Source organism: Lacrimispora sp., from assembly GCF_036758025.1.
GTDB lineage: Bacteria > Bacillota > Clostridia > Lachnospirales > Lachnospiraceae > Lacrimispora.
In genome coordinates, this window is the sequence record NZ_DAIOXM010000029.1 from 1 (window position 1) to 22,072 (window position 22,072).

A 22,072-nucleotide genomic window follows, 5' to 3' on the forward strand; every position below is an offset into this window, starting at 1 on the left:
AGGTGCATATGAAGCATTCTGGGCATTTTCATATCAGCCGCATATTCAAGGGCACCTGTCACTTTACCTCTGGCATCAACTCTTTCTGTACAAGAGCCAATTATTTTGTCAGTATCCGGAACAATTGAGTCTAAACAATCCATGCTTTTTTCATTATTTAATATATCCCGAGCCAATTCTATGGCATCTATTATTTTAGCATAACCGGTACATCTGCAAATATTTCCGCTAAGGCCTCTTCTTATTTCAATTCTATTTGGATTTTTATTCTTTTTTAATAAAGATGTTGCCGCCATGATCATACCCGGAGTACAATAACCGCATTGAACAGCTCCAACTTTCATAAATGACCTTTGAATAATGCTTAATCCTTCAAGACCAATGCCTTCTATGGTTAGAATTTCACAGTTATCAGCTTTGACCACCGGTATCATGCAGCTTTTTTTCAGCACTCCATCAAGCAAAATGGAACACGTTCCACATTCTCCTGCATTGCATCCTTTTTTTGTTCCGATTAAATGAAGTTCTTCTCTTAAAAAATCTGCAAGTCTCATGGAGGGAGCCACATATTTACAGACTTTTCTTCCATTTATTTTCATTTCAATCTTTACAAGTTGTGAATCCATAATCTTCCTCCCTTTATAATTTGTAAATCATATTTAATTTCAAATGGTTGATTGTAAAACAAAAATAGACAACTGAATAAAAAAATCCAAAGTAATTTTCCAAGATGGTAGTTAAGAGTTACAACACATTAGCTGTTGAAGGAAAATCACTATGGGCGCTCCCAATGATAGCATTAAAAACGTAGAACGCAAGGGAGGTGAGCACTTAACTTTTACGGAGCGAGGGCAGATACAAGCTCTGAAGCGGCTGAAATATTACAGCCGTTACATTGCTCTCCAAGCCATCTCACCACACTGCAGGGTGATGAGATGATTCGGATCGCCCATTGGCATCTTTTTCTACTCATAGGTGTCCAGCTTGTTATAGCCATTTACATTTAATTTTTTATTTCAGTACAATATTGATTTCAGCAAGCGCTTCATAAAGACCGTCCAGCAAAAAGTTTCTAATAACCGTTTTTCTATACTCTCTTCTGCTTCGGGACTGAACAATATCCGATGGAATATATTTAACCATTTCATGAATCATATCCTTTGAAATGAGGCTGCCTTTTAACTTGTCTTCAATCTCTTTTAATCTTGCTGGAAGCGGGCCGACTCCTCCAAACGCAATTCTGACATCTTCAAAATATTTACCTGTTTCATCAGCTTTTACTAAAAAAGCAGAATTTACAGTGGAAATACATAAAGAACGTCTAAGCCCTACTTTTTTAAATGCACATCCATAATCTTTTAATACAGGGCATGAAATTGAGTGAATAATCTCGCCTTCAGATAATGAAGTTTTACCAACTCCCTTAATGAAATCAGCAATGGGTATATCTGTTTTATAAATACCCTTCTCATTTTTCATAATTGTATGAATGACTGCATCCATTGCTAATAAAGGCGGGATCATATCTCCGGTAGGAGAAGCATTTGCCAGATTTCCTCCAACAGTCGCCATTTCCCGTATTTGTTGTTCAGCAAACCAAATAGCTGCATGCTTCATCAAAGGCACATGTTCAGTTAATTCAGGATCTTCTAAAAACTGCTGAATCCTGGTATTGGAACCAAATGTTATAAAATTATCACGAGATTCTATAATGGAAAAATCTTCAATGCTGCTTATATCAATAGCAAATTTCGGATTATGAAAAGAATTATTTTCTTTTGCATAAAGGTCTGTTCCTCCGGAAATGATATCAAAAGAATTCCCATTATTTTCCATTAAACTGAAAAGATCTTCCTTTGATTTGGGCATATAATAGTCTTTGTATTGAAGCATGCAAGAATCCTCCTATCCCGGTATCTTCACAACAACTTTGATAGCGTCCTCGATTCTTTCTTTTGAATATTTTAACGCTGTAAGCAAATCATTAAAACCAAATGTATGAGTATGTATTAAAGATGCATCAAAATATTTTTCACTGATTAATGAAGCAGCTCTGTGAACAGCGCTCTTGCCTTCACCTCTGATACCAAACATAGAAATATTATTGCGGACTAAAGCTGCGACATCAACTTCAACAGGCTTTGACGGGAAGGCGGCTAAACAGATTTTACCACCTCTTTTGAGCATCTTGGCAGCATCATTGATAGCACTTGCAGCTCCCGAGCATTCCAGTACATAGTGAACGCCTTCACCGTTGGTAATTTTTTTCACTGCTTCAACTACATCTTCATTTCTGACATTTACCGTATAATCTGCACCAAGTTTTTTTCCAAGTTCAAGTCTGCTGTCTCTTGTACCCGTCAAAATAACAGGACTGGCGCCTAAAGTTTTAGCAACCGCTACTCCCATTAAACCGATCGGACCCGGACCTGTTACAACCAGTGACTGACCTGCAAATAAACCGCCAAGGGCATCTAAACCATACATAGCAGTTCCTGCTGTTACAATCAGTGTTGCTTCTTCATCTGTAACATTGTCTCCCACATGACATAAGGTGTTAACATTGTTAACAGCATATTCAGCAAAAGCGCCGTCTGTTGTAAAGCCGTTAGCTCTGTGACCTTTGTCATTGCCTTCGTAGTTTTTGCCATAGTTTAAGCAGGAGGTATACATACCTTCACGGCAGCGTTCACATCTTCCGCATCCGGCGTGAATTTCTACAGCAACTCTGTCACCGACTTTATATTCATCAACGCCTTCTCCCAGCTTTACAATTGTACCCATGTATTCATGACCCGGTGTAAACCCTTTATTAAAAGGTAAACCGCCTTGAATCAAAGCAGGTGAACCACGTTCAATAATCTCTAAGTCTGTTGCACAGATTGCTACTGCATCAACTCTTACAAGCACTTCTGCTTTTCCGGGCTGGGGAACAGGTTTTTCTGTGAGTGTAAGCTCATCGGGATTTCCTAAAACCCACGCTTTCATTTTTTCGGGGATCTCGTAATTCATAAAAATATCTCCTTTTTTAATAATATATTTTATCGGCAGCATTTGCATCCGCTGCTAATAATTCAAACGGATCTGCTATGTAGTTCTAAAAGCCAATTTCATGCTTCAGTTTCTGGACCCTTTCGCACCAATTGCCAACATTCCAATCTCCGAAAGCACCAAGACCGGACAATTCATCACTTCCGTAATATACAGGAATATGGATCAGGGACAGTCCATCATATTCATATGCCTGCTTTAAAGCATTTTCAAATTCTTCTATGGTTTCTCCGCCATAGAAACCTTTCACACCTTTTATAGACTCTGCCATTTGTACGTAGTCAACAACCACTGCATCATCGGTTTTATATTCTTCGTCATACTGAGAGTATTGAAGGCTGGTGATAGCACCCATGCGGCGGTTATCAAACAGGACAATCATGCCTTTTAATTTATGCTGCACTGCATCAATTAAAATTTGAGGGTTCATCATAAAGCTGCCGTCACCTGTAAAGGCCATAGGATAATCATTCTTTTCCGACAGTGCAAAAGCAAGCATGGAAGAAACTGCGAAGCCCATATAAGATGCACCGGTTTCTGTGATTGTCTGCCCGGGTTTTTCATCTGTCACAATTTGGAATCCATTTGCCTGAACATCACCTGCATCAAATATTTTAATGCATCCATGCATATCAGCAAAATCTACTGCTTTCTTTATTGCAGCCGGCTCTGTGAGAATGGTTTTTTCCCACTTTTCATCTTTTAAAACAGGATTATCATATCTTAATTGTTTAAAAGAATCCCACTCGTTCCGTTTATTTATGCACTCTTTTAACCACTCAGGGTCAGATGATTTATCTTTGGCATTCTTTACCATATCTATTAATTTCAGAATAACTTCCTGTGCATCTCCCTGTAAACGTACACTATTGTTATACTGGCCTAAGTCATCGTAATCACAATTAATATTGATGATTTTCTTTGCGTTTCGATAAGCGGTTCCGGAACTATCCCATTGACAAACGCCTCTTGCTCCAATGACAATCATTAAATCACATTCATTCATAGCATAATTTCCGCAAATAGATCCTTTTGAGCCGCCAACACCCATATTGCGCAATTTTGAATATGGATATAAGCCCGGGACCTGAGGGCCATGTACGTATGCGGCATCGATCAGGTCTAAAAATTCCTCTAATACTTCAGGAGATACATTTGCAGCTCCGCCTCCGGTTTTAACTGTGATTCTGGTTGAATGACAGATAGACTCCAGTGCGGCATGAAACAGATTTAAATCTGTACTTATGATTTTTGACTCCTGTGATTTTTGAGGAAACTCAAGCAAATTGCAGTTTTCCATTGTTTTAGGTTGAATATTCATGGGAAGCAGCATATAAAACGGTGATTGTTTTACACCTCCGTTGACGGTGGCATCACCTCTTTTTAAAGCTGTAAAAACAGCTTCCGGGGTATGTAATGAATATGCAGATCCCAGTGTTGAAAAAAGACGAAGAAAAAGCTCTTGTTCTCTTTTTGGGATTTGCTGCATATTCGGTCCTTCACTATGGCTTGTTTCATCTCCCATCAGATAATATACGCCAAGGCCATTGGACAATGAAACTAAAGATCCGGCTACAGCTTGTAACGCTCCCGGTCCAATAGAAGTAAAAACTGCCGAAACTTCATCATACTTCCATCGAAGCATTGATGCCACATGAGATGCTTCTACTTCATTGCGGACATTTACTGTTCTAATGGCATGTTCTTCTTCGTATATACGCAGTACTTCTCCCACATCTGTCATTCCATGGCCAAAAATACCTATAAAAGTTCTGACACCTTGATTTAATAAGCCTAAAACAACAGCTTCACTGAGACTGATATCCTGAAATTGTTTTAAACTGCCTGCTTCTACAGCTTTTTGCAAGGTGCCGTAAGTTTTAATCTCTTTTGCACGTTTTCTTCTCTGTTCAATTATTTCATTCATACTTAATCCTCATTAATCCTCAATATATTTTTGTAATAGAGTTTGGGTTTTTTTATCTAAGACACTGATAAAACCGGGGAAGCCGGCAACTGCTTTTACAATTTCCTGCGGCATATCATCAAGTATTTCAAAAAACGGTCTATGGGCAATTTGAGAAATACGTGAAAGAGTCTGTCTTGACTTTTGCTGTGATTCTCTTCTGTTTTCAGGATAGCCGCATCCACTTTCAACGCTGAAAATCCGGTCAAAGACAAAACGAAGATTTACATCTGCTGCCCATCCATAACCTTGATTTAAGGGTAAAGAAATACAATTTCCTCCATTAATCTGTGTGAACAGCCAGGCGTCTAAAGAAGAAGAAATCAGTCCGCAAAATACTCCCGGAAACTGCATGGCAGCATTTAAATATCCTTGTCCTGTCCCACATCCTCCAACAACAAAATCAACTGAGCCAGAGTTTAATAATATTGCTGTCATTAACCCTGTATGTATATATGTGAGTTCCGGCAATTCTGAATTTCCGGTCATACCTAAATTTAAAACTTCATGTCCCCGGCCTTCTAATGCCTTAATAATATCACTGTTTTTCTGCCTGGCACTTACTTCATTGATTACTGCGATACGCATAAATACCTCCTTGTATTGTTGATGGTTTTAATCGGTATTTTTAATTAAGCCTTCTGTTCTGTCTGCAATATCCTGAACATTCATTTTCATTTTACTAAATATGGCTTCGTCATCACCTGACTCAAGAAAAATATCCGGAAAACCAATTCTAAGCAGAGGACAACACTGTTTTTCTGTTAATACTTCCGCAACAGCACCGCCAAGACCGCCAATTCTGCTATGATTTTCAACAGTTATAATTCTTCCGCATTCTCTGGCTGCTTTAACAATTATTTCTTCATCCAGCGGTTTTATTGTTCCCATATGAATAACACGAACATTAATTCCTTTTTTCCGCAGCAGCTTACCGGCTTCTAATGCTTTTGGACTCATCATCCCGGTTGAAATAATTGCAGCATCCTTTCCATCCATGAGCTCAACACCTTTTCCTAATTCCATCTTATAAGACTCGGGAAAGATAGTAGGAACAGGGCATCTGACCGTTCTTAAATATACCGGCCCCGGTGTTTCAAGTGCCAGGCGGACAGCCGCTGCAGTTTCAACAGCATCACTTGGATTTAATATTGTCATATTTGGCATAGCTCTCATAAGTGCCATATCAGCTACCGATGAGTGTGTCGCTCCGGCTCTGCCTGTGGGGAGGCCAACATAAGCAGCATTAATTTTAACGTTTAAATTTGTATATGCTACCGAAACACGGATTTGATCAGCCGCACGTTTTGCTAAAAATACAGCAAAAGCAGAAACAAAAGGGATACAGCCGACAGACGCCATTCCGGCTGCCATTCCAACCATATTTGCCTCCGCAATTCCGCATTGGATAAATCTTTCCGGATATTGCTCTCTAAAAAGATGTGTTTGTGTTGAAGTACATACATCCGCATCTAATACATGAAGCATAGGGTATTCATCAGCCAGGTCTACTAAAGCCTTTCCAAAAGCCACTCTTGGTGCAACCATATTATTCATATTTATCTCTCCAATTCTTTTATAGCCAAGGCGTATTCCTCTTTATTAGGAGCCTTGCCATGCCACTGATAATCATTTTCCATAAATGAAACGCCTTTACCTTTGACAGTCTTTGCTAAAATCATAACAGGTCCTTCTTTTGACAGGCTTTTGGCATGTTCAAGTGTTGATACAAGCTCTGTCATAGAGTGTCCGTCACATTCTAAAACAGTCCAGTCAAATGCTTCCCATTTTTTCTTTAAGGAACCCAGTGAGAGAATGTTATTTACTTCTCCCGATAATTGAACACCGTTATAATCGGTAATACCGATCAGACCTTTTGTTTTATTTGCCCCTGCATACATAGCAGCTTCCCACACTTGACCTTCTTGAGATTCTCCGTCGCCAAGGAGTGTATATACACAAAAATCCAGATTATTTGCATCTCTGCCGGTACACATTCCTATGCCTAAGGATAAGCCCTGGCCTAAAGATCCGGATGAAATATCGACCCCCGGTGTTTTGTGCATATCCGGATGTCCTTGCAGAATAGTTCCTTCTTGATCAAAAGTCAAAAGCTCTTCCAGCGGAAAGAAACCTCGCTTAGCCAATGTGCAATAATATCCGGGTGTTGAGTGTCCTTTTGAAAGGATAAAACGATCTCTGTTTTCCATTCTCGGATTGCTTGTATCTATATTCATTATGCGAAAAAATAAGGCAGTCAGAATATCAGCTTCAGATAAAGAGCCTCCGGTATGACCGCATCCTGCATTAAAAATTGTCTTTAATATGTGACGTCTGATATCGGTAGCCGTAGCTTCAAGATCAGGAATACTCATTTTATTCATATTTTTACTCCCAGCCTATTTATGGCTTATATTTATAATCTGCTTATGCTTGTTCGAGTGCAAGGATTTGGGGAAATATACTTGAAATCCTTGCACTTAGCGCCCGGGGCATATGTCCCTGAGCACTTCAAGCTGTCACCAATGTATCTGATTTATAATTAACATTTTATGTAGCGGCAATTCTTATATGGTTCCATCCCATGTTGATACTTCAGTCTGATGGATCTCTTCTTCATCAAACCAATGACTCGTTACTACTTTCGTCTCTGTATAGAAACGGTAGCCGTCTTTTCCAAGGCAGTGTAAATCGCCTATAAAAGATTTCTTGTGTCCCGAGAATGGGAATACGCCTACAGGAACGGGAATACCAACATTCACACCAACCATGCCGCCATCTGTGTATCTTGCAAATTTTCTTGCATAATATCCGTTCTGCGTAAAGATAACAGAACCGTTTGCAAATTCATTGTGATTCATAAGCGCCAAACCTTCATCAAAGTTTTTCACACGTTTGATACAAAGTACGGGACCAAATATTTCTTTGTCTCCAATTGTCATCTCCGGTTTGATGTGGTCTAAAATGGTTGGCCCCACATAGAATCCGTTCTCAAAACCTTCCACCTTCACATCTCTTCCGTCTAACGCAAGCACTGCACCTTCTTCCAAACCTTTTTCTATCCAGGAAAGTACGGATTTCATATGAGGCTCATTGATTACAGGACCCATGTTTGATTCTTTATCATAGGCAGGACCCACTTTTATTTTAGAGGCCAACTTCACAATTTCCGCTACCAGTTCATCGGCAATTGCTTCTTCCACAACCACTACAGGCAATGCCATACATCTTTCTCCGGCACATCCAAATGATGCATTGATGATACCTGCGGCCGTCCTCTTAATAGGCGCATCTCTTAAAACTAAGGCATGATTCTTTGCTTCGCACAAAGCCTGCACTCTTTTTCCGCTGGCTGCTGCTGTGGAATAAATATGCATCCCCACGCTTGTAGAACCGACGAAACTGATACCTTTGATGTCCTCATGTTTTAAAAAGATTTCCGCTTCGTTTCTGGAGCAAGTTACAATATTAAGTACTCCGTCAGGTAATCCGGCCTCTTTATATAATTCAGCAATCCTCATACACGTCTGGGGTGTAAATGTAGCTGCTTTTAATACGATTGTATTACCGCAAGCGATACACATAGGTGTCATCCACCCCATCGGAATCATTGCCGGAAAGTTGAAAGGAACGATTCCTGCAAATACACCCAGCGGCTCTCTGTATAATACAGTGTCATATCCGGAAGACGCATCCATAAGGCTTTCACCCATCATAAGGGACGGCGCTGCGATTGCTTGTTCTGTACCTTCCTTTGCCTTTAAAATGTCTCCCTTTGCTTCATCCCATGTCTTTCCATTTTCTGTCGCCACCAGATGGGTTAATTCATCCATGTGCTCAATCAGTAAGTCACGTAATTTATATAAAATTTGCACTCTCTTGATAACCGGTGTACCGGACCAACCGGGATAGGCCGCTTTTGCCGCAGCTATTGCTTCTTCAACCTCCTGTGGTGTACAAGTGGGAACTTGCGCAATCACCTCTCCCGTACTGGGGTCAAACGCATCCAAATATTTTGTTGTTTTTGATTCTTTAAATTCTCCATTGATAAAATACGGTAGTCTTTTCATTGATATACAAAGCCATTCCCTTCCGCCTTTCGGCAACTTATAGTCAGTACTCACAAAATTTTATTTGCAAAAACAAAGAAAGTTTTGTGCCATACTTAATTTAGCACAAAACTCTCTTTGTTTCCAATACTTAATCTGTCATAAATTTATAATAAATTTGTTATCATTGTCAAAACATGTGCATTTGCCTTAGCTAAAAGCACGGTTCATAGTTGTCGGAAATTTCAAAATAGCGGATCAAATAGTCCCTGAAGTTCTTAGCAGACGAAGACAAGTAATCGTCCTCCCGCCACGTCAAGTTTAAATAGCTGTAACACCTGGGAAATGCAACAGGAAGTAAAGAAATATTATCACCACCCAACACTTTGCCCCAAGTAATAGAAGGGGTAAAGGAAACTCCCAGCCCTTTATCAATAAAATTTTTCACCGTTTCCGGACTATTGCTTTCTAAAATAATTTTTGGCTTAAAGTTCACCATTTCACAATAAAAGTCAGTTATGGTACGGATACTTTTGCCTTTTTGCAAGCAGATAAAATCCAATTCAGATAAATCATGCAAATTTATTGCTTCTTGCTTTGATAAGGGATTGCTTTTAGGCAGGGCAACTAAAATTTCTTCTCTAAACAGCGAACATGCGCAAGGATGGTCGAATATGGGGTGAGCAGTGGAGTATAAAAACAAATCATGGGCAGAATTTGATGCCGTTTTATAATCCCCATGCAAAATTTTGAATTTAGTCGTTGGGTAAATTTTGTTAAATTCCATTATAATTTCAGGAAGTATTTTTGATGCCGATGACAGCGAAATAATAACTGTGGTGTCAAAATCTTTTTTACTCTCCTCAATATCTGTAGTAATACCGTCAAGCTCCTTAAAAACCCTGTTTGTTCGTTCTAACAGTATTTTACCATACGTATTCAGCTTAATATACTTGCCTACACGGTCAAAAACCGCCACCCCTAATTCATTTTCTAAGTTATTGATTGTCCGGCTCAATGAAGGCTGCGCAATATGAAGTTCATTAGCAGCCTTAGTGAAATGTTCCAATTCCGCAATTTTTTTAAAATACAATAATGATTGAAGATCCATATTTACACCTCCTCATGTTTCACGGTACTGTAAAGTTTGTTCCGTGCGCCGTAGTAATGGTTTTGGGGGAAGAGAATCATCTGTCAAACAGTACATATTGGGCAGAATAAATCAACTCCAACATTATGTCGGCTGCCTCACGGCGGGACTGCTTACGGCGTTTCCCTGCCTGTGAACGGCCATCATAAGAAGTTGCTGCGAAAAGGAGACAATGATTGACTGAAACCAAGATTTTCACAATTTATAGTTTACTACAATATTCCAGATGTTTCAATATAAACATTCAATCTCCGAAAAGTGGCAGAATTGATTTTTTAAATCCCACTCTTTTAATCTTCTTTTGGAATATCTGCAAACATCCCCTTTTATTATTAAAATCCTCTGACAAACTCCAGCACCTGCCGGTATATTCCCATTTCATCCAGCTGATATTTCTGCAATAATTCCTTTGCCGGTCCGGACTCACCAAACACATCCTGGATTCCTATTTTCTTTACCGGAACCGGGCATTCCCTGCATACGGCATCACAGACAGCGCTTCCCAGTCCGCCGACCGTTGAATGTTCTTCAACCGTGACAATCTTTCCGGTCTCCCTTGCTGCCTTACAGACAAGCTCCTCATCCAGCGGCTTAATGGTATGTATATTGATGACTCTGGCCGAAATCCCATCAGATTCCAGCCGTTTTGCTGCGGCAAGGGTTTCCGGCACTTCAAGCCCGGTAGCAATCAAGGTCACATCCGTTCCCTCACGAAGCACAATTCCCTTTCCCAGCTCAAAGGTATAATCCGGCCTATCATTGATGACAGGAACTGCCAAACGTCCAAACCGCATATAAACCGGTCCGTCATATTCCGCCGCTGCCTTTACCGCTGCCTTTGCCTCTATATCATCCGACGGGCAGAGTACAACCATCCCTGGAATCGTCCTCATTAAGGCAATATCCTCGTTGCACTGATGGGTAGCCCCATCCTCGCCGACAGAGATACCTGCATGGGTAGCTCCAATTTTTACATTTAAACCGGGATAACCAATGGAATTCCTGACCTGTTCAAAGGCCCTGCCTGCTGCAAACATGGCAAAGGTGCTTGCAAACGGTATCTTGCCCGTAGCGGCAAGACCGGCGGCAATCCCCATCATATTGCACTCTGCAATCCCGCAGTCCACATGGCGCTCCGGAAATGCCTTTTTAAAGATTCCGGTCTTTGTCGCCGCAGCCAGATCTGCATCCAATACGATGATTCTCTCATTTACTGCTCCCAGTTCCACCAGTGCATTGCCATAGCTTTCCCTGGTGGCAATCTTCTTTACTGCCATTTCCTTTATCTCCGGCATAGCGCTTCACCTGCTTTCTCCAAATCTGCCATCGCAATTTCATACTGCCCGTCATCGGGTGCTGTCCCATGCCATGCCACAGAGCCTTCCATGAAAGAAACACCTTTGCCTTTAAAGGTTTTGGCAATGATGGCTGTCGGCATCCCCTTCGTCAGCCTTGCTTCCTCAAATGCGCTCTCGATCTGTGCAAAATCATGGCCGTCAATATTGATGACATGGAAATTAAAAGCCTCAAACTTTTTGTCAATGGGATACGGAGAGCAGACATCATGGATGGGACCATCAATTTGAAGCCCATTATTATCGACAATAACCACCAGATTATCCAGCTTTCTATGACCGGCAAACATTGCTGCCTCCCAGACCTGTCCCTCTTCTATCTCCCCGTCCCCAAGGAGGGTATACACCCGGTATGATTCTTTGCTGAGTTTTGCAGAAAGCGCCATCCCCACCGCTGCCGAGACTCCCTGTCCCAAAGAACCGCTGGACATATCCACTCCCGGAATATGCTTTCTATCCGGATGACCCTGTAAGTAGGAGCCGGTATGGCGCAGGGTCTTTAAATCCTCCACCGGGAAAAATCCCCGGTGGGCCAGGGTTGAATAATATCCCGGTGCCACATGGCCTTTAGACAGCACAAACCGGTCCCTGTCCTCTTTTGCCGGATGTTCCGGGTCAATATTCATCTCCCGGAAATAAAGCCAGGTAAACAAATCTGCCGCCGACAGCGAACCGCCGGGATGACCGGATTTTGCACTATGTACTGCCGTCACAATCCCCTTTCGGATTTCATTTGCCGTTATTTCCAATTCTAGATAATTCTCCATCTTCTCTCCTCCCAGCTTACTCTCCAAAGACAGCACGATAATCCGCCTGGAATTTTGCAATTCCCTGATCGGTCAGCGGGTGCTTCGTCATCTGCTCCAATACGCCATAGGGAACCGTGGCGATATCCGCTCCGGCAAGGGCGCAGTCAATCACATGAATGGGGTTGCGCACACTGGCGGCAATAATCTCTGTTTCAATCCCTGAGATGCGGAACATATCTGCAATCGTCCGGATTAAGTCCATTCCCGGCTGGGAAATATCATCGAGGCGCCCCAGAAATGGTGACACATAAGTAGCACCTGCCCGGGCTGCCAGCAGCGCCTGGGCTGCGCTGAAAACCAGGGTTACATTAGTTTTGATTCCCTCGGCAGTCAAAACCTTCACCGCCTTTAAACCTTCCACTGTCATGGGAATTTTAACAACCATGTTGGGATGGATTGCCGCAATCTCACGTCCTTCTTTGACCATTTCCTCAGCATCTGTGGTCGTAGCCTTTACTTCCCCGCTGATTGGTCCGTCTACAATTGAGGTGATTTCCTGAATTACCTCCACAAAGTCTCTGCCTTCCTTTGCGATCAGTGACGGATTCGTCGTTACCCCGCAGATAATCCCCATATCATTTGCCTTTTTGATATCCTCTACCTTCGCTGTGTCAACAAAAAATTTCATTTTCTTCTTCCTTTCATTGGCCTTAATATTATTTTCGTTTTATGTATTAATTCAATTAATAAATACATTCTATTAAACAATAACATTTTTTATGAAAATGTCAATAGGTTATTTCCACTTTCTGAATCAGGCAATCAAAAAAACAGCATCAAAGTCATCTTTCGCGCAAAGGCTCCATGACCTCAATGCTGTTTCAGCATAATTTCAATATTCAATTCTATATAAACTGTCCCGGGCTGTCAAAGACCCTGTCAATGGCCACGATAGCCCCGCCGGTTAAGATGGGGTCCCCCTGGTATGTGCTGATGGAAAGGGTAAGCGCCTCCCAGACATCCGGCAGAATTCCTTTCTGCACCGTCTCCCGCACGGTCTGCTCCATCAATTCCGGATTTGGACGTGCCATATCGTCACCGATAATAATCCGGTCCGGGTTAATCACATTGACAATATTTATAATTCCCACGCCAAGGCTCTCGCATGCCCTGCGGTAATGCTCTGTATAGACTGTATCGCCGCTTCTGATTCCCTGCTCCAAATCCTCAAAGTTACAGCCTTCCATACCGGCCCGCTCTCCATACACTGCCTTTACAAGCTCCAGGGAGGAGGCGTAGCGTTCCAGACAGCCCCTGTTTCCGCAGGCACATGGCTTTCCGTTTCTGTCTATGGTCATATGCCCAATCTCACCCGCCGTCCCCAGCGCTCCTTCGTAGATTCTGCCATTCATCACAATTCCTGCACCAATCCCCTGACCGGCGGCAATGTAAACCAGAATATCATCATGATAGGCGTCCTTCAAATCCCACATATGAGCATAGGCTCCGGCATTTGCATTGTGTTCTAAGAACACCGGGATATCCATCTCCTTGTCAAAAAAAGCTTTCAAATCAATATCTTTCCATATATCTGCACCCGTTATTAATGCAATACGGTTCTTTTTCGCAATAAAAGGCCCCGGCACTGCAAGTCCCGCAGCCAGCACAGAGTCCTTTCCATACTGCTGAATCAGCAGGCGCATCCGCCCCGCAATCTGATTTAAGATTTCTTCCGCACCTGGCTGTTTTTCCGGCTCGAAATCCACCCGCTCCTTCACAATCTCCTTACCCGTCAAATCAAACAATCCCACACTGTAATGCTTTCTCGCAAGCCGCACGCCAATGACGCGGTAGCCGTCAGGATTGATGGACACTCCAATCGACCGGCGCCCTTTGCTGCCATTTAAGAAACCAACCTCTTTTACGATTCCCCAATTCAGGAAATCTTTCATGATGTTTGTCACAGTCGCCTGTTTGAGTCCTGTAAGTGCCGCCAGATGTGCCCTGGAGCATACGCCTTCTCTTCTTAAACTTTTTAAAAGGAGAGACCGATTCATCTCCTGTGTCACATCCTGGTTAATGCCCCGGTTCTGGTTCATTCCGTCATCCTCGCCGCTCTATAATATGCATCAGATATAGTTTCTGTCAGCAACTTATATTATATCATGTTTTTTTGATATACGTCAAATATGTGGAAATTCTTTCATGCTGTCTTTTTTTATCAAGAAGCAATTTTGTTCCGATTCCTGCTGCAGCGGTAATTCCTATGATGTTTTTAATAACTTGATCAAGCTATGAAAGGGATTTTAATCTGGCTGTCAAACGAATTAAAAAGTAAAATATTATTCAAAATTTGATATTAAATACTGAATATGATAGGTTTATAGACTTGGAATTTATTATATAATGAAATGGCTTTTATTTGTGGTTTGCAAACCTACATTTATTTTAGCACTGGGGCTGAGCCACCAGTGCCATTTTTATTAAAGGAACATTATTTTCATTTATTAGAAAAGGTAATTTATTAAAAAATATTCTGATTTTCCCGGAATTGTCTCCATACGTTTTCGAAGAAGTTGTCATCCTCAGGAATGGGCCTTACCTTTCTCCATTCAAATTCTGCTTTCCCGTCTTTATAAGAGACCTCCTGTATCAAGTCAGCTCTGCTTCCGTCATCAAGGCAGAAGGAAAATTCCTCCGGCAGCCTTGGGTCCGGCTTCTGTCCCCAGGAATCGGTATACAGGGCACTGCCTCTGCTCTTTCCCTGGTTCTTGATATAATCCTTCATAGCGGAAAGATAGACAAACTGGCTGATAAGCATATCTCTTAACCGGAAGACAAGCCAAAGTTCTTTTTCTCCGTTTGTCCAGACTAAATCGTCAAAAGCTGAAAGTTCTTCCTGAACCTCCCGTATGACCAGTTCAATCTTTTCCGGATTCCGGATTGCCGCTCCGTACCGGCTCATGCGTGTTGCAGCTTTTCTCCAGAACTCTCTCACTGCTGTTTTTCCTTTTTTATTTTCAGTGACCAGAAAAGTTGTCTCTTCTGCTTCTCGAAGGGCTTTTAAGGCTGCTTCTTCAAAACCCGGACCTGCTCCAGGCTCTCCATGCCTTTTTGCAGCTATGAACTGGGCAGCTCTCGTAGAACCTACCTGTCCCGAATTCAAAGCGCTGCCTCCCGGACGGTATACACCGTGGCTTCCGCAGACTTCACCGGCCGCAAACAGTCCTTCCACATCCGTGTGCCACCAGGCATCAGCCGCCAGACCTCCATTGTTGTGCTGGGCGCATACTGCTATTTCCAGCGGCTGTGTTTTCAAGTCCACCCCTCTTCCAAGGTAAAATTCCACCGCCGGCATATTCATATGGCTTAGTCTCTCAATAGGTGTTTCAAGGCAGGCACCCGCCCTGTTTAAGTATTCAAAAGCTTCCGGAGCCAGCTTTTCAAATTCTACTGGTTCTCCTCCCGGATTTTTACGAAAATCAAGGAAAATCCGCCTGCCGCGGCTTCTTTCCAGATACACCAAAATGTCAATGACAGAGCTTCCTCCCGATAGCTTTCTCACGTCAAAAGGCCACTGATAGCCTTTAAGGAAAATGCTGCTGAGCATGATATTCCTGTCTTCAAAAAAATCCGTTAAAAATTCCTTTTCATCGCTGCCGTCTTCTTCCGCAGAAAAGAAACGGGGAAGAGCCTGCATATAAGTGCCCGACACATTCCACCTTGGATGAATGGAGGCAATTCCATACTGCCACTCTGTCAGATTCTTTCCCTTAGCTCCTGCTTCAAAGGCCAGACCACTGGAGCCGTAATGCCCGGCCGGATAAACACTGTCCGCATACATACCGGCTGGTCCGCCGGTAGCCAGCACCACATTTTCACAGGCAAAAAGTACGAAACGTCTTTCCTGGTCCTCCGGGCAGCTTAAATCCAGGCAGAGAAGGCCGTATACCTTCTCCCCATTAGAGAGAATCCTGATCACCTGCATCCCGTCAAAAATCTCAATATTCTTTTCCCTGACCGACTGCTCCAGACATTCCGTCATCTGCTTTGAAGTATAGGGTCCTACGCTTGTTGCACGGTACCTGGGATCGTGATCCGTCTTATAACCGACGAATTCCCCCCACCTGTTCTGGGGAAATGGAACGCCTAAATTTACCAGTTTTAAAAAACTTCTGGCCGACAGAGCTGCTTCACATAAAGCAATATCGCCGTCCATGCACTGGCCGTCAAACAGCGTACGTGCCATTTCTCCCACGCTGTCAGGTTCATCTCCGCAAAGCGTCAGCTTATAATATGTCTGTTTGTCAGAACCTGTATTGCGGGATGTTCCCGCTCCTACATGATCTGTGACGATTCCAATATCCTTCTGGCCTAAGGACCATAGCTGGTCCGCCGCATTGAATCCGGCTGCCCCAGTTCCTACGATAACCGTATTTAGCCGGTACAGCCGAATTTTATGAAACATCTCTACCTTCATCTCATCCACCTTTTCCCTAAGAATAACAGGGCTTATTACAGCCTGCGGATATGAAAGCCGCCATCCACATCAATATAATTTCCCGTTGTATAGAGGAATTTATCACCGCAGAAGGCGCTGACCGCATTGGCCACGTCCTCCGGAGTTCCCCATCTGGCTATGGGGAATTCTCCCTGCCCAATCAGGTCGTCGTACTTTCCCTGTACACCGCTGGTCATATCTGTAGCGATAACTCCCGGACGGATTTCATAGACGAAAACGCCTTCTCCCGCAAGCCTGTCTGCATAAAGAGTTGTCAGCATCGATATTCCGGCTTTGGAAACACAGTACTCTCCCCGGTTTATGCTGGATACAACGGCGGAACAGGAAGAAATATTGATAATTGTTCCCCGTTTTTTTCCCTCCAAGGGCTGTTTCAGCATCTGTTTTGCCACTGCCTGAGTCAGGAACATATTTCCTTTTGTATTAATATCCATAACCCGGTCAAAGCTTTCTTCTGACATCTCTAACAAATCCGCCCTTACGTTTGGGGCAACACCTGCGTTATTGACAAGTATATGAACGGCTCCGTATTTCTCAACCGTTTTCTTAACAAGTTCTTTTCTGTCTTCGGAATCTCCCATGCTGCCCTGGACATACAGATAATCAATTCCGTCGTTTCTAAGTTTATCCAGGTTTTCTTTATTTTTAGATTCGGAAGAAGTGGCCATGATGACTACATTACAGCCGTCAAGCCCCAGTTGGCGGGCAATAGCAAATCCAATGCCCCGGCTTCCTCCTGTTACAATCGCTGTCTTTTTCACTTTCTTTTTCACCTTTCATCTCTTCCTGCATTTATATGGCATAAAGGTATATACCTGCAGGATATTTCTCTTAAACCGTATTTTTACGGATGTAAAAGGACCTTAATACTGCCCGATTTCCGGTCAAGGCAAGTTTCAAGAGCCTTCTGAATATCATTAAGGGAAAAATGATGGGTGATCAGAAGCTCAAGATCTAATTCTCTGGCAATTTTAAGAGCAATAGGGAAGTCCCAGCAGTATCCCTGGGCGCCCTGAATCTTAATTTCATGGGTAACAAACCTGCTTGCAGGAATATTAATCCGAGGATTCTCAAAGATTCCGATAATCGTAGCCATACCATTTTTCTTTAGTGTCATCATTGCCTGTAAAAATGTCGCTTCCAGTCCGACACATTCAAAGCTCTTATCGACGCCTTTTCCATTGGTAATTCTGAAAATTTCCTCTTCCAGATTGACTTTTCCTGAGTTTACCGTCATGGTGGCACCGAGCTTTTTGGCCGCTGCCAGCCTCTCATCAGAGTGATCTGCAATAATCACTTCTGCTGCTCCGCTTTTTCTGCAGATTGCGGCAACCAGCATCCCTATAGCTCCTGCTCCGATAACGAGAACAGTCTCCCCAAGGCAGATATCCGCCCGGCGTACTGCATGAGCTGCAACGCTTAACGGCTCAATTAAAGACCCTGTGTCATAGGTCAGATATTCCGGAAGCTTATATACATATGGCTCATTAATAAGGATATAATCCGCCATAGCGCCGTCGCCGTTTCTGTATGTAAATGATATATTCTCACAGTATCCGTAATCACCATGTTTACAGGCATCACATGTTCCGCAGACAATGCAGGGCTCCACGGTTACCCGGTCTCCCACTGCCACACTGGTAACGCCTTCCCCTATCTCCGCTACGTCTCCGGAGAATTCATGTCCAATGGTCATGGGGAGAGGGGCTGAAGGATGTTTTCCCTTAAAAATATGAATATCGCTGCCGCAAATGGCGCTGGATTTTATTTTAATTAAAACCTGGCCTTGTTTTGGAGACATGACTTCTCTTGTCTCAATGACCGCTTTCTCCGGCTCTGTTACTTTTCCAATTCTGCTGATTTTTACACTCACGTTTCGGTCCTCCTTTATTGGAAACTGCGTTCACGCTTTGTAGCTTCCTCTCTATACTCCTTGTAAAAGTCCGCATAGATTTTGCTGTCTTTAATAACGCAGCCGGTTCTGCCGTGGTCTCTCATGATCTGAGTGCATTTTGAGCAAGTGACGCAGCACTGCCTGGGATTCATTTCTCCATTTAAAAGGATATCACGGGGTGCGTCCGGGTAAGCGAAGCTGGAACGTCCCAGTCCCACAAATTTGCAGCTTCCGTCAGCAAGATTTGCCGCCCCTGCAAAGGGAAGAAACTGGCGCAGCCATGTGTAGCCATTTCCCACAACAGGAACATCACCGGCCGCCTCCTGAATCTGTCTGGTAAATTCAAACAGCCTTGCCATGCTTTCAAGAGGATGCTCATCCGGAGTGGGAATTCCCATGCTGGACAAGTCGAAGGGTCTTGTTACCTGGGGGTAAATATAATAGGGATTTCCTGCAGAATTGCTTAAAAGGTCAACGCCTTCTTCCACCAGCATCCGTACCAAAGCCATGGGCTCTGTGGGATCGAATTTCCACATATCTTCTTTATCACATCCAAAGCCATAGGGATAGGGATGGGCGTCAAATACATTAAAGCGGCAGGCTATAATAAAGTCCTCTCCCACTGCCTCCCTGACTGCCCGGATGGTCTGGCGGAGGAACCGGCTTCTGTTTTCAAAGCTTCCGCCGTATTTTCCCTCTCTGGTGTGGCTTGCAATCAGTTCACTTAAAAGGTAACGGTGACAGTTTTTTATATCCACTCCATCGAAACCGGCTTCCTTGGCGAGAACCGCACTTTCCACATAATGACCTGTCAAATTGTCCAGATATTCATCGGTCACCACCGGCCCATCTGCCGCAAGTCCCACTCTGGGGTCTAAAACCGGATCATGCTGAGGAACAATTGGTGCCCCTTTATGGCCTTTCGGCCTGGAATACCGTCCGGAGTGTGTCAGCTGCAAAATATTGAGAGGCTTCATTCCATTGCGGTCAACTGCTGACTGGTTGCAGCGCTCCAGCACTGCCTGAAACTGAGCCATATTCTCCCTTGTCATCATCATCTGAAGAGGGTTGGCCCGGCCTTCCGTTACGACTGCACAAGCCTCCCACCAAAGAAGTCCTGCTCCGCCTTCCGCAAATCTTTTGTATCTTCTCTCCACAAGTTCAGAGGGTGACCCGTCCGGATTGGAATCGCAGCCTTCCATAGGAAGAACTGCAATTGCATTGGGCGCAACCCGCTTTCCTACTTTTACTTCCTTGTGAAGCGGTGATAAATCTTCGCTGAATTTTATGTTCACACCGAGAGATTCTGCTTTCTCTTTCACCTCAGCCAGTGTCTTATAATTAAATTTTTCATGTGATGCCATTCTTAAGTCTCCTTATTTTTAATGCCAGTCATGCTGTCTTATATAACGGATTCCTGATTCGGCAATTTCATCCCGGCTCTTTCCAGGCTCAATCCATCCCCCGTCAAAGCCGCCGGTCATAAATGTCTCCATGGTAATATGTTCTCTATAATCGTATGTACGCATCAGATTCCACAAATCTTCCCATGGAAAAAATCCCTGTCCGGGAACTCCTCTGTTATTGGAACAAGCATGAAAATGGTACAGTTTTCCCGCCTTCAATACAGCTTCAAAGGCATCTGTCATGCTGTCTTCTTCAATTCCGGCCTGATAGGAATCAAAATGTACACCTACATTTTCTTCTCCAATATCAGAAACCAGCTTTAATGCCTGGTCCGCTGTATTTACCACACTGGTTCTGTACCGGTTCAATGGTTCGAGGGCAAGCCGGACTCCGCATTCCTTTGCAATTGCGGAAACTTTGCGGATTCCTGTCACCGCAAGCTCCCATTCTCTCTTTTTATCCTCCTCAGAAAGCCAGTGTCTTTTTCCTCCTCCTGTGTAAAGAGGGCCGGCAAACACCTTTGCAGAAACAGCCTCTGCAGATTTCAGACAGCCAACCATATATTCCATTGTGTTCTGACGAACCGCCTCATCAAAACTGGAAAGGTCACGCCCGGCTCCAAGAGAAGCACAAAGACTCACTTCCATATCCAGAGAATGGATTTCATCGGCCAGTTTAGGAGGGAGCTGCGAAACAGTCATGGGAAGCTCTATTGCTGTAAATCCCATTTTAAAAGCCTTTTCAGTCAGTCCTGTGCATTGTGGCCCAAGCTCATTTACCCAGTTCCAAAGATTAATCCCCCAGCGGTTTCCCATAAATATCTCTCCTATCTCGTTGATGCCCGTATAATCAAATCTGTTTCCAACATCTCTTTTAAGGGCTGCGGAAGCACACCTTTTTCACCTTTATACTGAATCTGGTGAATCAGGTTATTGGTCGCCCTTACACCGATATCGTAAAACGGCTGTGCTATCGTGGAAAGGGGCGGCTCCACCATTGCCGAAAGAGTTACATTATCAAAGCTGAGAACTGAGACGTCCTGGGGAATACGAACTCCCATCTCATGAAGGGCGTGAAGAACAACAAATGCTTTCGGGTCGCTGGTTGCAAAAATCGCATCCGGCCTGTCTTCTGAACTCATCAAAGCCTGTGTCATGCTGTAAAAGTTATCGCTTCCCGTTGTCTCCCTCATAACCAGATTTTCATTATAAGGAATATTATGATCTTTAAGCGCCGCCCGGTATCCGCGGTAACGCTCGTTATACAAGTAAAGGTTTTCTCTTCCCAGTGCCAAGGCGATTTTTTTATGCCCGGAGCTGATTAAATACCGGACGCCATTGTAAGCTGATTTAAAGTTGTCTATGGACACAATATCTATTTTCCCCTCATCCTGGGCATAAAAACGGTTTATCAGTACAAGAGGAAATCCTTCGGCACGGAGATTTCTTATATGAATTGAGTTTGGAAGCATGGAACCCACCAGAAATCCGTCCACCAGACGGGATTTCATGGTAGAAATATAGTCTTTTTCAACGCCGCTGTTCTCATCCGTATTGCATAAAATGACTGTGTAATTTTTCTTCCTTGCCGTATCCTCTACTCCCCGAGTAATCATGGGGAATATAAGGTTCTGTATATCCGGCAGCATAAGTGCAATGGTGTTTGTCCTGCCCATCTTCAGTCCTTTTGCCATAACATTAGGGCTGTATCCTGTTTTCTGGATGGCCTCCATAACCCGTACACGGGTGTCGTCACTTACATAACTTTTTCCGCTTAAAACTCTTGATACGGTGGTGGCTGAAACACCTGCCAATTCCGCAACCATCTTAATATTTGTCATCCTAATCACCTCAATATGTAAATTCCATAATATGGATTCTTTTGAATTGATTTTATCACATATTGCCAGAATATACACGGGATTTCAGT

The 22,072-nt window shown here is 43.3% G+C and carries 19 protein-coding genes; all 19 read right to left on the reverse strand.

Annotated features, from left to right (window positions below; genetic code table 11):
* The coding region (locus V7M78_RS18955; protein ID WP_333651937.1) for a (2Fe-2S)-binding protein at positions 1-626 on the reverse strand (626 nt) is incomplete at its 3' end.
* Positions 627-1,011: 385 nt separating this feature from the next.
* The gene (locus tag V7M78_RS18960) at positions 1,012-1,893 is read right to left on the reverse strand and encodes an FAD binding domain-containing protein (RefSeq protein WP_333651938.1); all 882 of its coding nucleotides are present in this window, start codon (positions 1,891-1,893) and stop codon (positions 1,012-1,014) included.
* A 12-nt stretch (positions 1,894-1,905) separates the two neighbouring features.
* Complete coding sequence (locus V7M78_RS18965; protein ID WP_333651939.1) at positions 1,906-3,012, reverse strand: zinc-dependent alcohol dehydrogenase; 1,107 nt, start codon at positions 3,010-3,012, stop codon at positions 1,906-1,908.
* A gap of 85 nt (positions 3,013-3,097) precedes the next feature.
* Positions 3,098-4,978 (reverse strand): thiamine pyrophosphate-dependent enzyme, encoded by a 1,881-nt coding sequence (locus tag V7M78_RS18970; RefSeq protein WP_333651940.1) that lies wholly within the window; start codon positions 4,976-4,978, stop codon positions 3,098-3,100.
* 12 nt (positions 4,979-4,990) lie between these two features.
* Positions 4,991-5,605, reverse strand: coding sequence for an RpiB/LacA/LacB family sugar-phosphate isomerase (locus tag V7M78_RS18975; RefSeq protein WP_333651941.1), 615 nt, complete (start codon positions 5,603-5,605; stop codon positions 4,991-4,993).
* 27 nt (positions 5,606-5,632) lie between these two features.
* Positions 5,633-6,574 (reverse strand): transketolase family protein, encoded by a 942-nt coding sequence (locus tag V7M78_RS18980; RefSeq protein WP_333651942.1) that lies wholly within the window; start codon positions 6,572-6,574, stop codon positions 5,633-5,635.
* 2 nt (positions 6,575-6,576) lie between these two features.
* Complete coding sequence (locus V7M78_RS18985; protein ID WP_333651943.1) at positions 6,577-7,401, reverse strand: transketolase; 825 nt, start codon at positions 7,399-7,401, stop codon at positions 6,577-6,579.
* Between the two features lie 183 nt (positions 7,402-7,584).
* Positions 7,585-9,087 (reverse strand): CoA-acylating methylmalonate-semialdehyde dehydrogenase, encoded by a 1,503-nt coding sequence (locus V7M78_RS18990; protein ID WP_333651944.1) that lies wholly within the window; start codon positions 9,085-9,087, stop codon positions 7,585-7,587.
* Positions 9,088-9,280: 193 nt separating this feature from the next.
* On the reverse strand, positions 9,281-10,177 hold the full coding sequence (locus V7M78_RS18995) for a LysR family transcriptional regulator (RefSeq protein ID WP_333651945.1): 897 nt from the start codon (positions 10,175-10,177) through the stop codon (positions 9,281-9,283).
* Between the two features lie 371 nt (positions 10,178-10,548).
* Complete coding sequence (locus tag V7M78_RS19000) at positions 10,549-11,511, reverse strand: transketolase family protein (RefSeq protein ID WP_333651946.1); 963 nt, start codon at positions 11,509-11,511, stop codon at positions 10,549-10,551.
* Complete coding sequence (locus V7M78_RS19005; RefSeq protein ID WP_333651947.1) at positions 11,499-12,338, reverse strand: transketolase; 840 nt, start codon at positions 12,336-12,338, stop codon at positions 11,499-11,501. The genes V7M78_RS19000 and V7M78_RS19005 overlap by 13 nt, the downstream gene beginning before the upstream one ends.
* A gap of 16 nt (positions 12,339-12,354) precedes the next feature.
* The gene (gene fsa, locus V7M78_RS19010) at positions 12,355-13,008 is read right to left on the reverse strand and encodes a fructose-6-phosphate aldolase (RefSeq protein ID WP_333651948.1); all 654 of its coding nucleotides are present in this window, start codon (positions 13,006-13,008) and stop codon (positions 12,355-12,357) included.
* A gap of 217 nt (positions 13,009-13,225) precedes the next feature.
* Positions 13,226-14,419 carry an ROK family protein gene (locus V7M78_RS19015; RefSeq protein ID WP_333651949.1) on the reverse strand — a complete coding sequence of 398 codons (1,194 nt, stop codon included), beginning with the start codon at positions 14,417-14,419 and terminating at the stop codon, positions 13,226-13,228.
* Between the two features lie 425 nt (positions 14,420-14,844).
* Positions 14,845-16,800: an FAD-binding protein gene (locus V7M78_RS19020; RefSeq protein WP_333651950.1), complete on the reverse strand. Its 1,956-nt coding sequence runs from the start codon at positions 16,798-16,800 to the stop codon at positions 14,845-14,847.
* A gap of 35 nt (positions 16,801-16,835) precedes the next feature.
* Positions 16,836-17,615 (reverse strand): 3-ketoacyl-ACP reductase, encoded by a 780-nt coding sequence (locus V7M78_RS19025; protein ID WP_333651951.1) that lies wholly within the window; start codon positions 17,613-17,615, stop codon positions 16,836-16,838.
* A gap of 71 nt (positions 17,616-17,686) precedes the next feature.
* Positions 17,687-18,715, reverse strand: a complete 1,029-nt coding sequence (locus V7M78_RS19030) for a zinc-dependent alcohol dehydrogenase (protein ID WP_333651952.1) — start codon at positions 18,713-18,715, stop codon at positions 17,687-17,689.
* Positions 18,716-18,729: 14 nt separating this feature from the next.
* Positions 18,730-20,100 carry an oxidoreductase gene (locus V7M78_RS19035; protein ID WP_333651953.1) on the reverse strand — a complete coding sequence of 457 codons (1,371 nt, stop codon included), beginning with the start codon at positions 20,098-20,100 and terminating at the stop codon, positions 18,730-18,732.
* A gap of 18 nt (positions 20,101-20,118) precedes the next feature.
* Positions 20,119-20,958, reverse strand: coding sequence for a sugar phosphate isomerase/epimerase family protein (locus tag V7M78_RS19040; protein WP_333651954.1), 840 nt, complete (start codon positions 20,956-20,958; stop codon positions 20,119-20,121).
* A gap of 11 nt (positions 20,959-20,969) precedes the next feature.
* Positions 20,970-21,983: a LacI family DNA-binding transcriptional regulator gene (locus tag V7M78_RS19045; RefSeq protein WP_333651955.1), complete on the reverse strand. Its 1,014-nt coding sequence runs from the start codon at positions 21,981-21,983 to the stop codon at positions 20,970-20,972.
* Positions 21,984-22,072: the final 89 nt, after the last annotated feature.

What these genes read in the sequence shown, in the direction of transcription:
- V7M78_RS18960 (WP_333651938.1), bottom strand. Translation starts at nt 1,893, where the DNA reads ATGCTTCAATACAAAGACTATTATATGCCCAAATCAAAGGAAGATCTT.
- V7M78_RS18965 (WP_333651939.1), bottom strand. Translation starts at nt 3,012, where the DNA reads ATGAATTACGAGATCCCCGAAAAAATGAAAGCGTGGGTTTTAGGAAAT.
- V7M78_RS18970 (WP_333651940.1), bottom strand. Translation starts at nt 4,978, where the DNA reads ATGAATGAAATAATTGAACAGAGAAGAAAACGTGCAAAAGAGATTAAA.
- V7M78_RS18975 (WP_333651941.1), bottom strand. Translation starts at nt 5,605, where the DNA reads ATGCGTATCGCAGTAATCAATGAAGTAAGTGCCAGGCAGAAAAACAGT.
- V7M78_RS18980 (WP_333651942.1), bottom strand. Translation starts at nt 6,574, where the DNA reads ATGAATAATATGGTTGCACCAAGAGTGGCTTTTGGAAAGGCTTTAGTA.
- V7M78_RS18985 (WP_333651943.1), bottom strand. Translation starts at nt 7,401, where the DNA reads ATGAATAAAATGAGTATTCCTGATCTTGAAGCTACGGCTACCGATATC.
- V7M78_RS18990 (WP_333651944.1), bottom strand. Translation starts at nt 9,087, where the DNA reads ATGAAAAGACTACCGTATTTTATCAATGGAGAATTTAAAGAATCAAAA.
- V7M78_RS18995 (WP_333651945.1), bottom strand. Translation starts at nt 10,177, where the DNA reads ATGGATCTTCAATCATTATTGTATTTTAAAAAAATTGCGGAATTGGAA.
- V7M78_RS19000 (WP_333651946.1), bottom strand. Translation starts at nt 11,511, where the DNA reads ATGCCGGAGATAAAGGAAATGGCAGTAAAGAAGATTGCCACCAGGGAA.
- V7M78_RS19005 (WP_333651947.1), bottom strand. Translation starts at nt 12,338, where the DNA reads ATGGAGAATTATCTAGAATTGGAAATAACGGCAAATGAAATCCGAAAG.
- fsa (WP_333651948.1), bottom strand. Translation starts at nt 13,008, where the DNA reads ATGAAATTTTTTGTTGACACAGCGAAGGTAGAGGATATCAAAAAGGCA.
- V7M78_RS19015 (WP_333651949.1), bottom strand. Translation starts at nt 14,419, where the DNA reads ATGAACCAGAACCGGGGCATTAACCAGGATGTGACACAGGAGATGAAT.
- V7M78_RS19020 (WP_333651950.1), bottom strand. Translation starts at nt 16,800, where the DNA reads ATGAAGGTAGAGATGTTTCATAAAATTCGGCTGTACCGGCTAAATACG.
- V7M78_RS19035 (WP_333651953.1), bottom strand. Translation starts at nt 20,100, where the DNA reads ATGGCATCACATGAAAAATTTAATTATAAGACACTGGCTGAGGTGAAA.
- V7M78_RS19040 (WP_333651954.1), bottom strand. Translation starts at nt 20,958, where the DNA reads ATGGGAAACCGCTGGGGGATTAATCTTTGGAACTGGGTAAATGAGCTT.
- V7M78_RS19045 (WP_333651955.1), bottom strand. Translation starts at nt 21,983, where the DNA reads ATGACAAATATTAAGATGGTTGCGGAATTGGCAGGTGTTTCAGCCACC.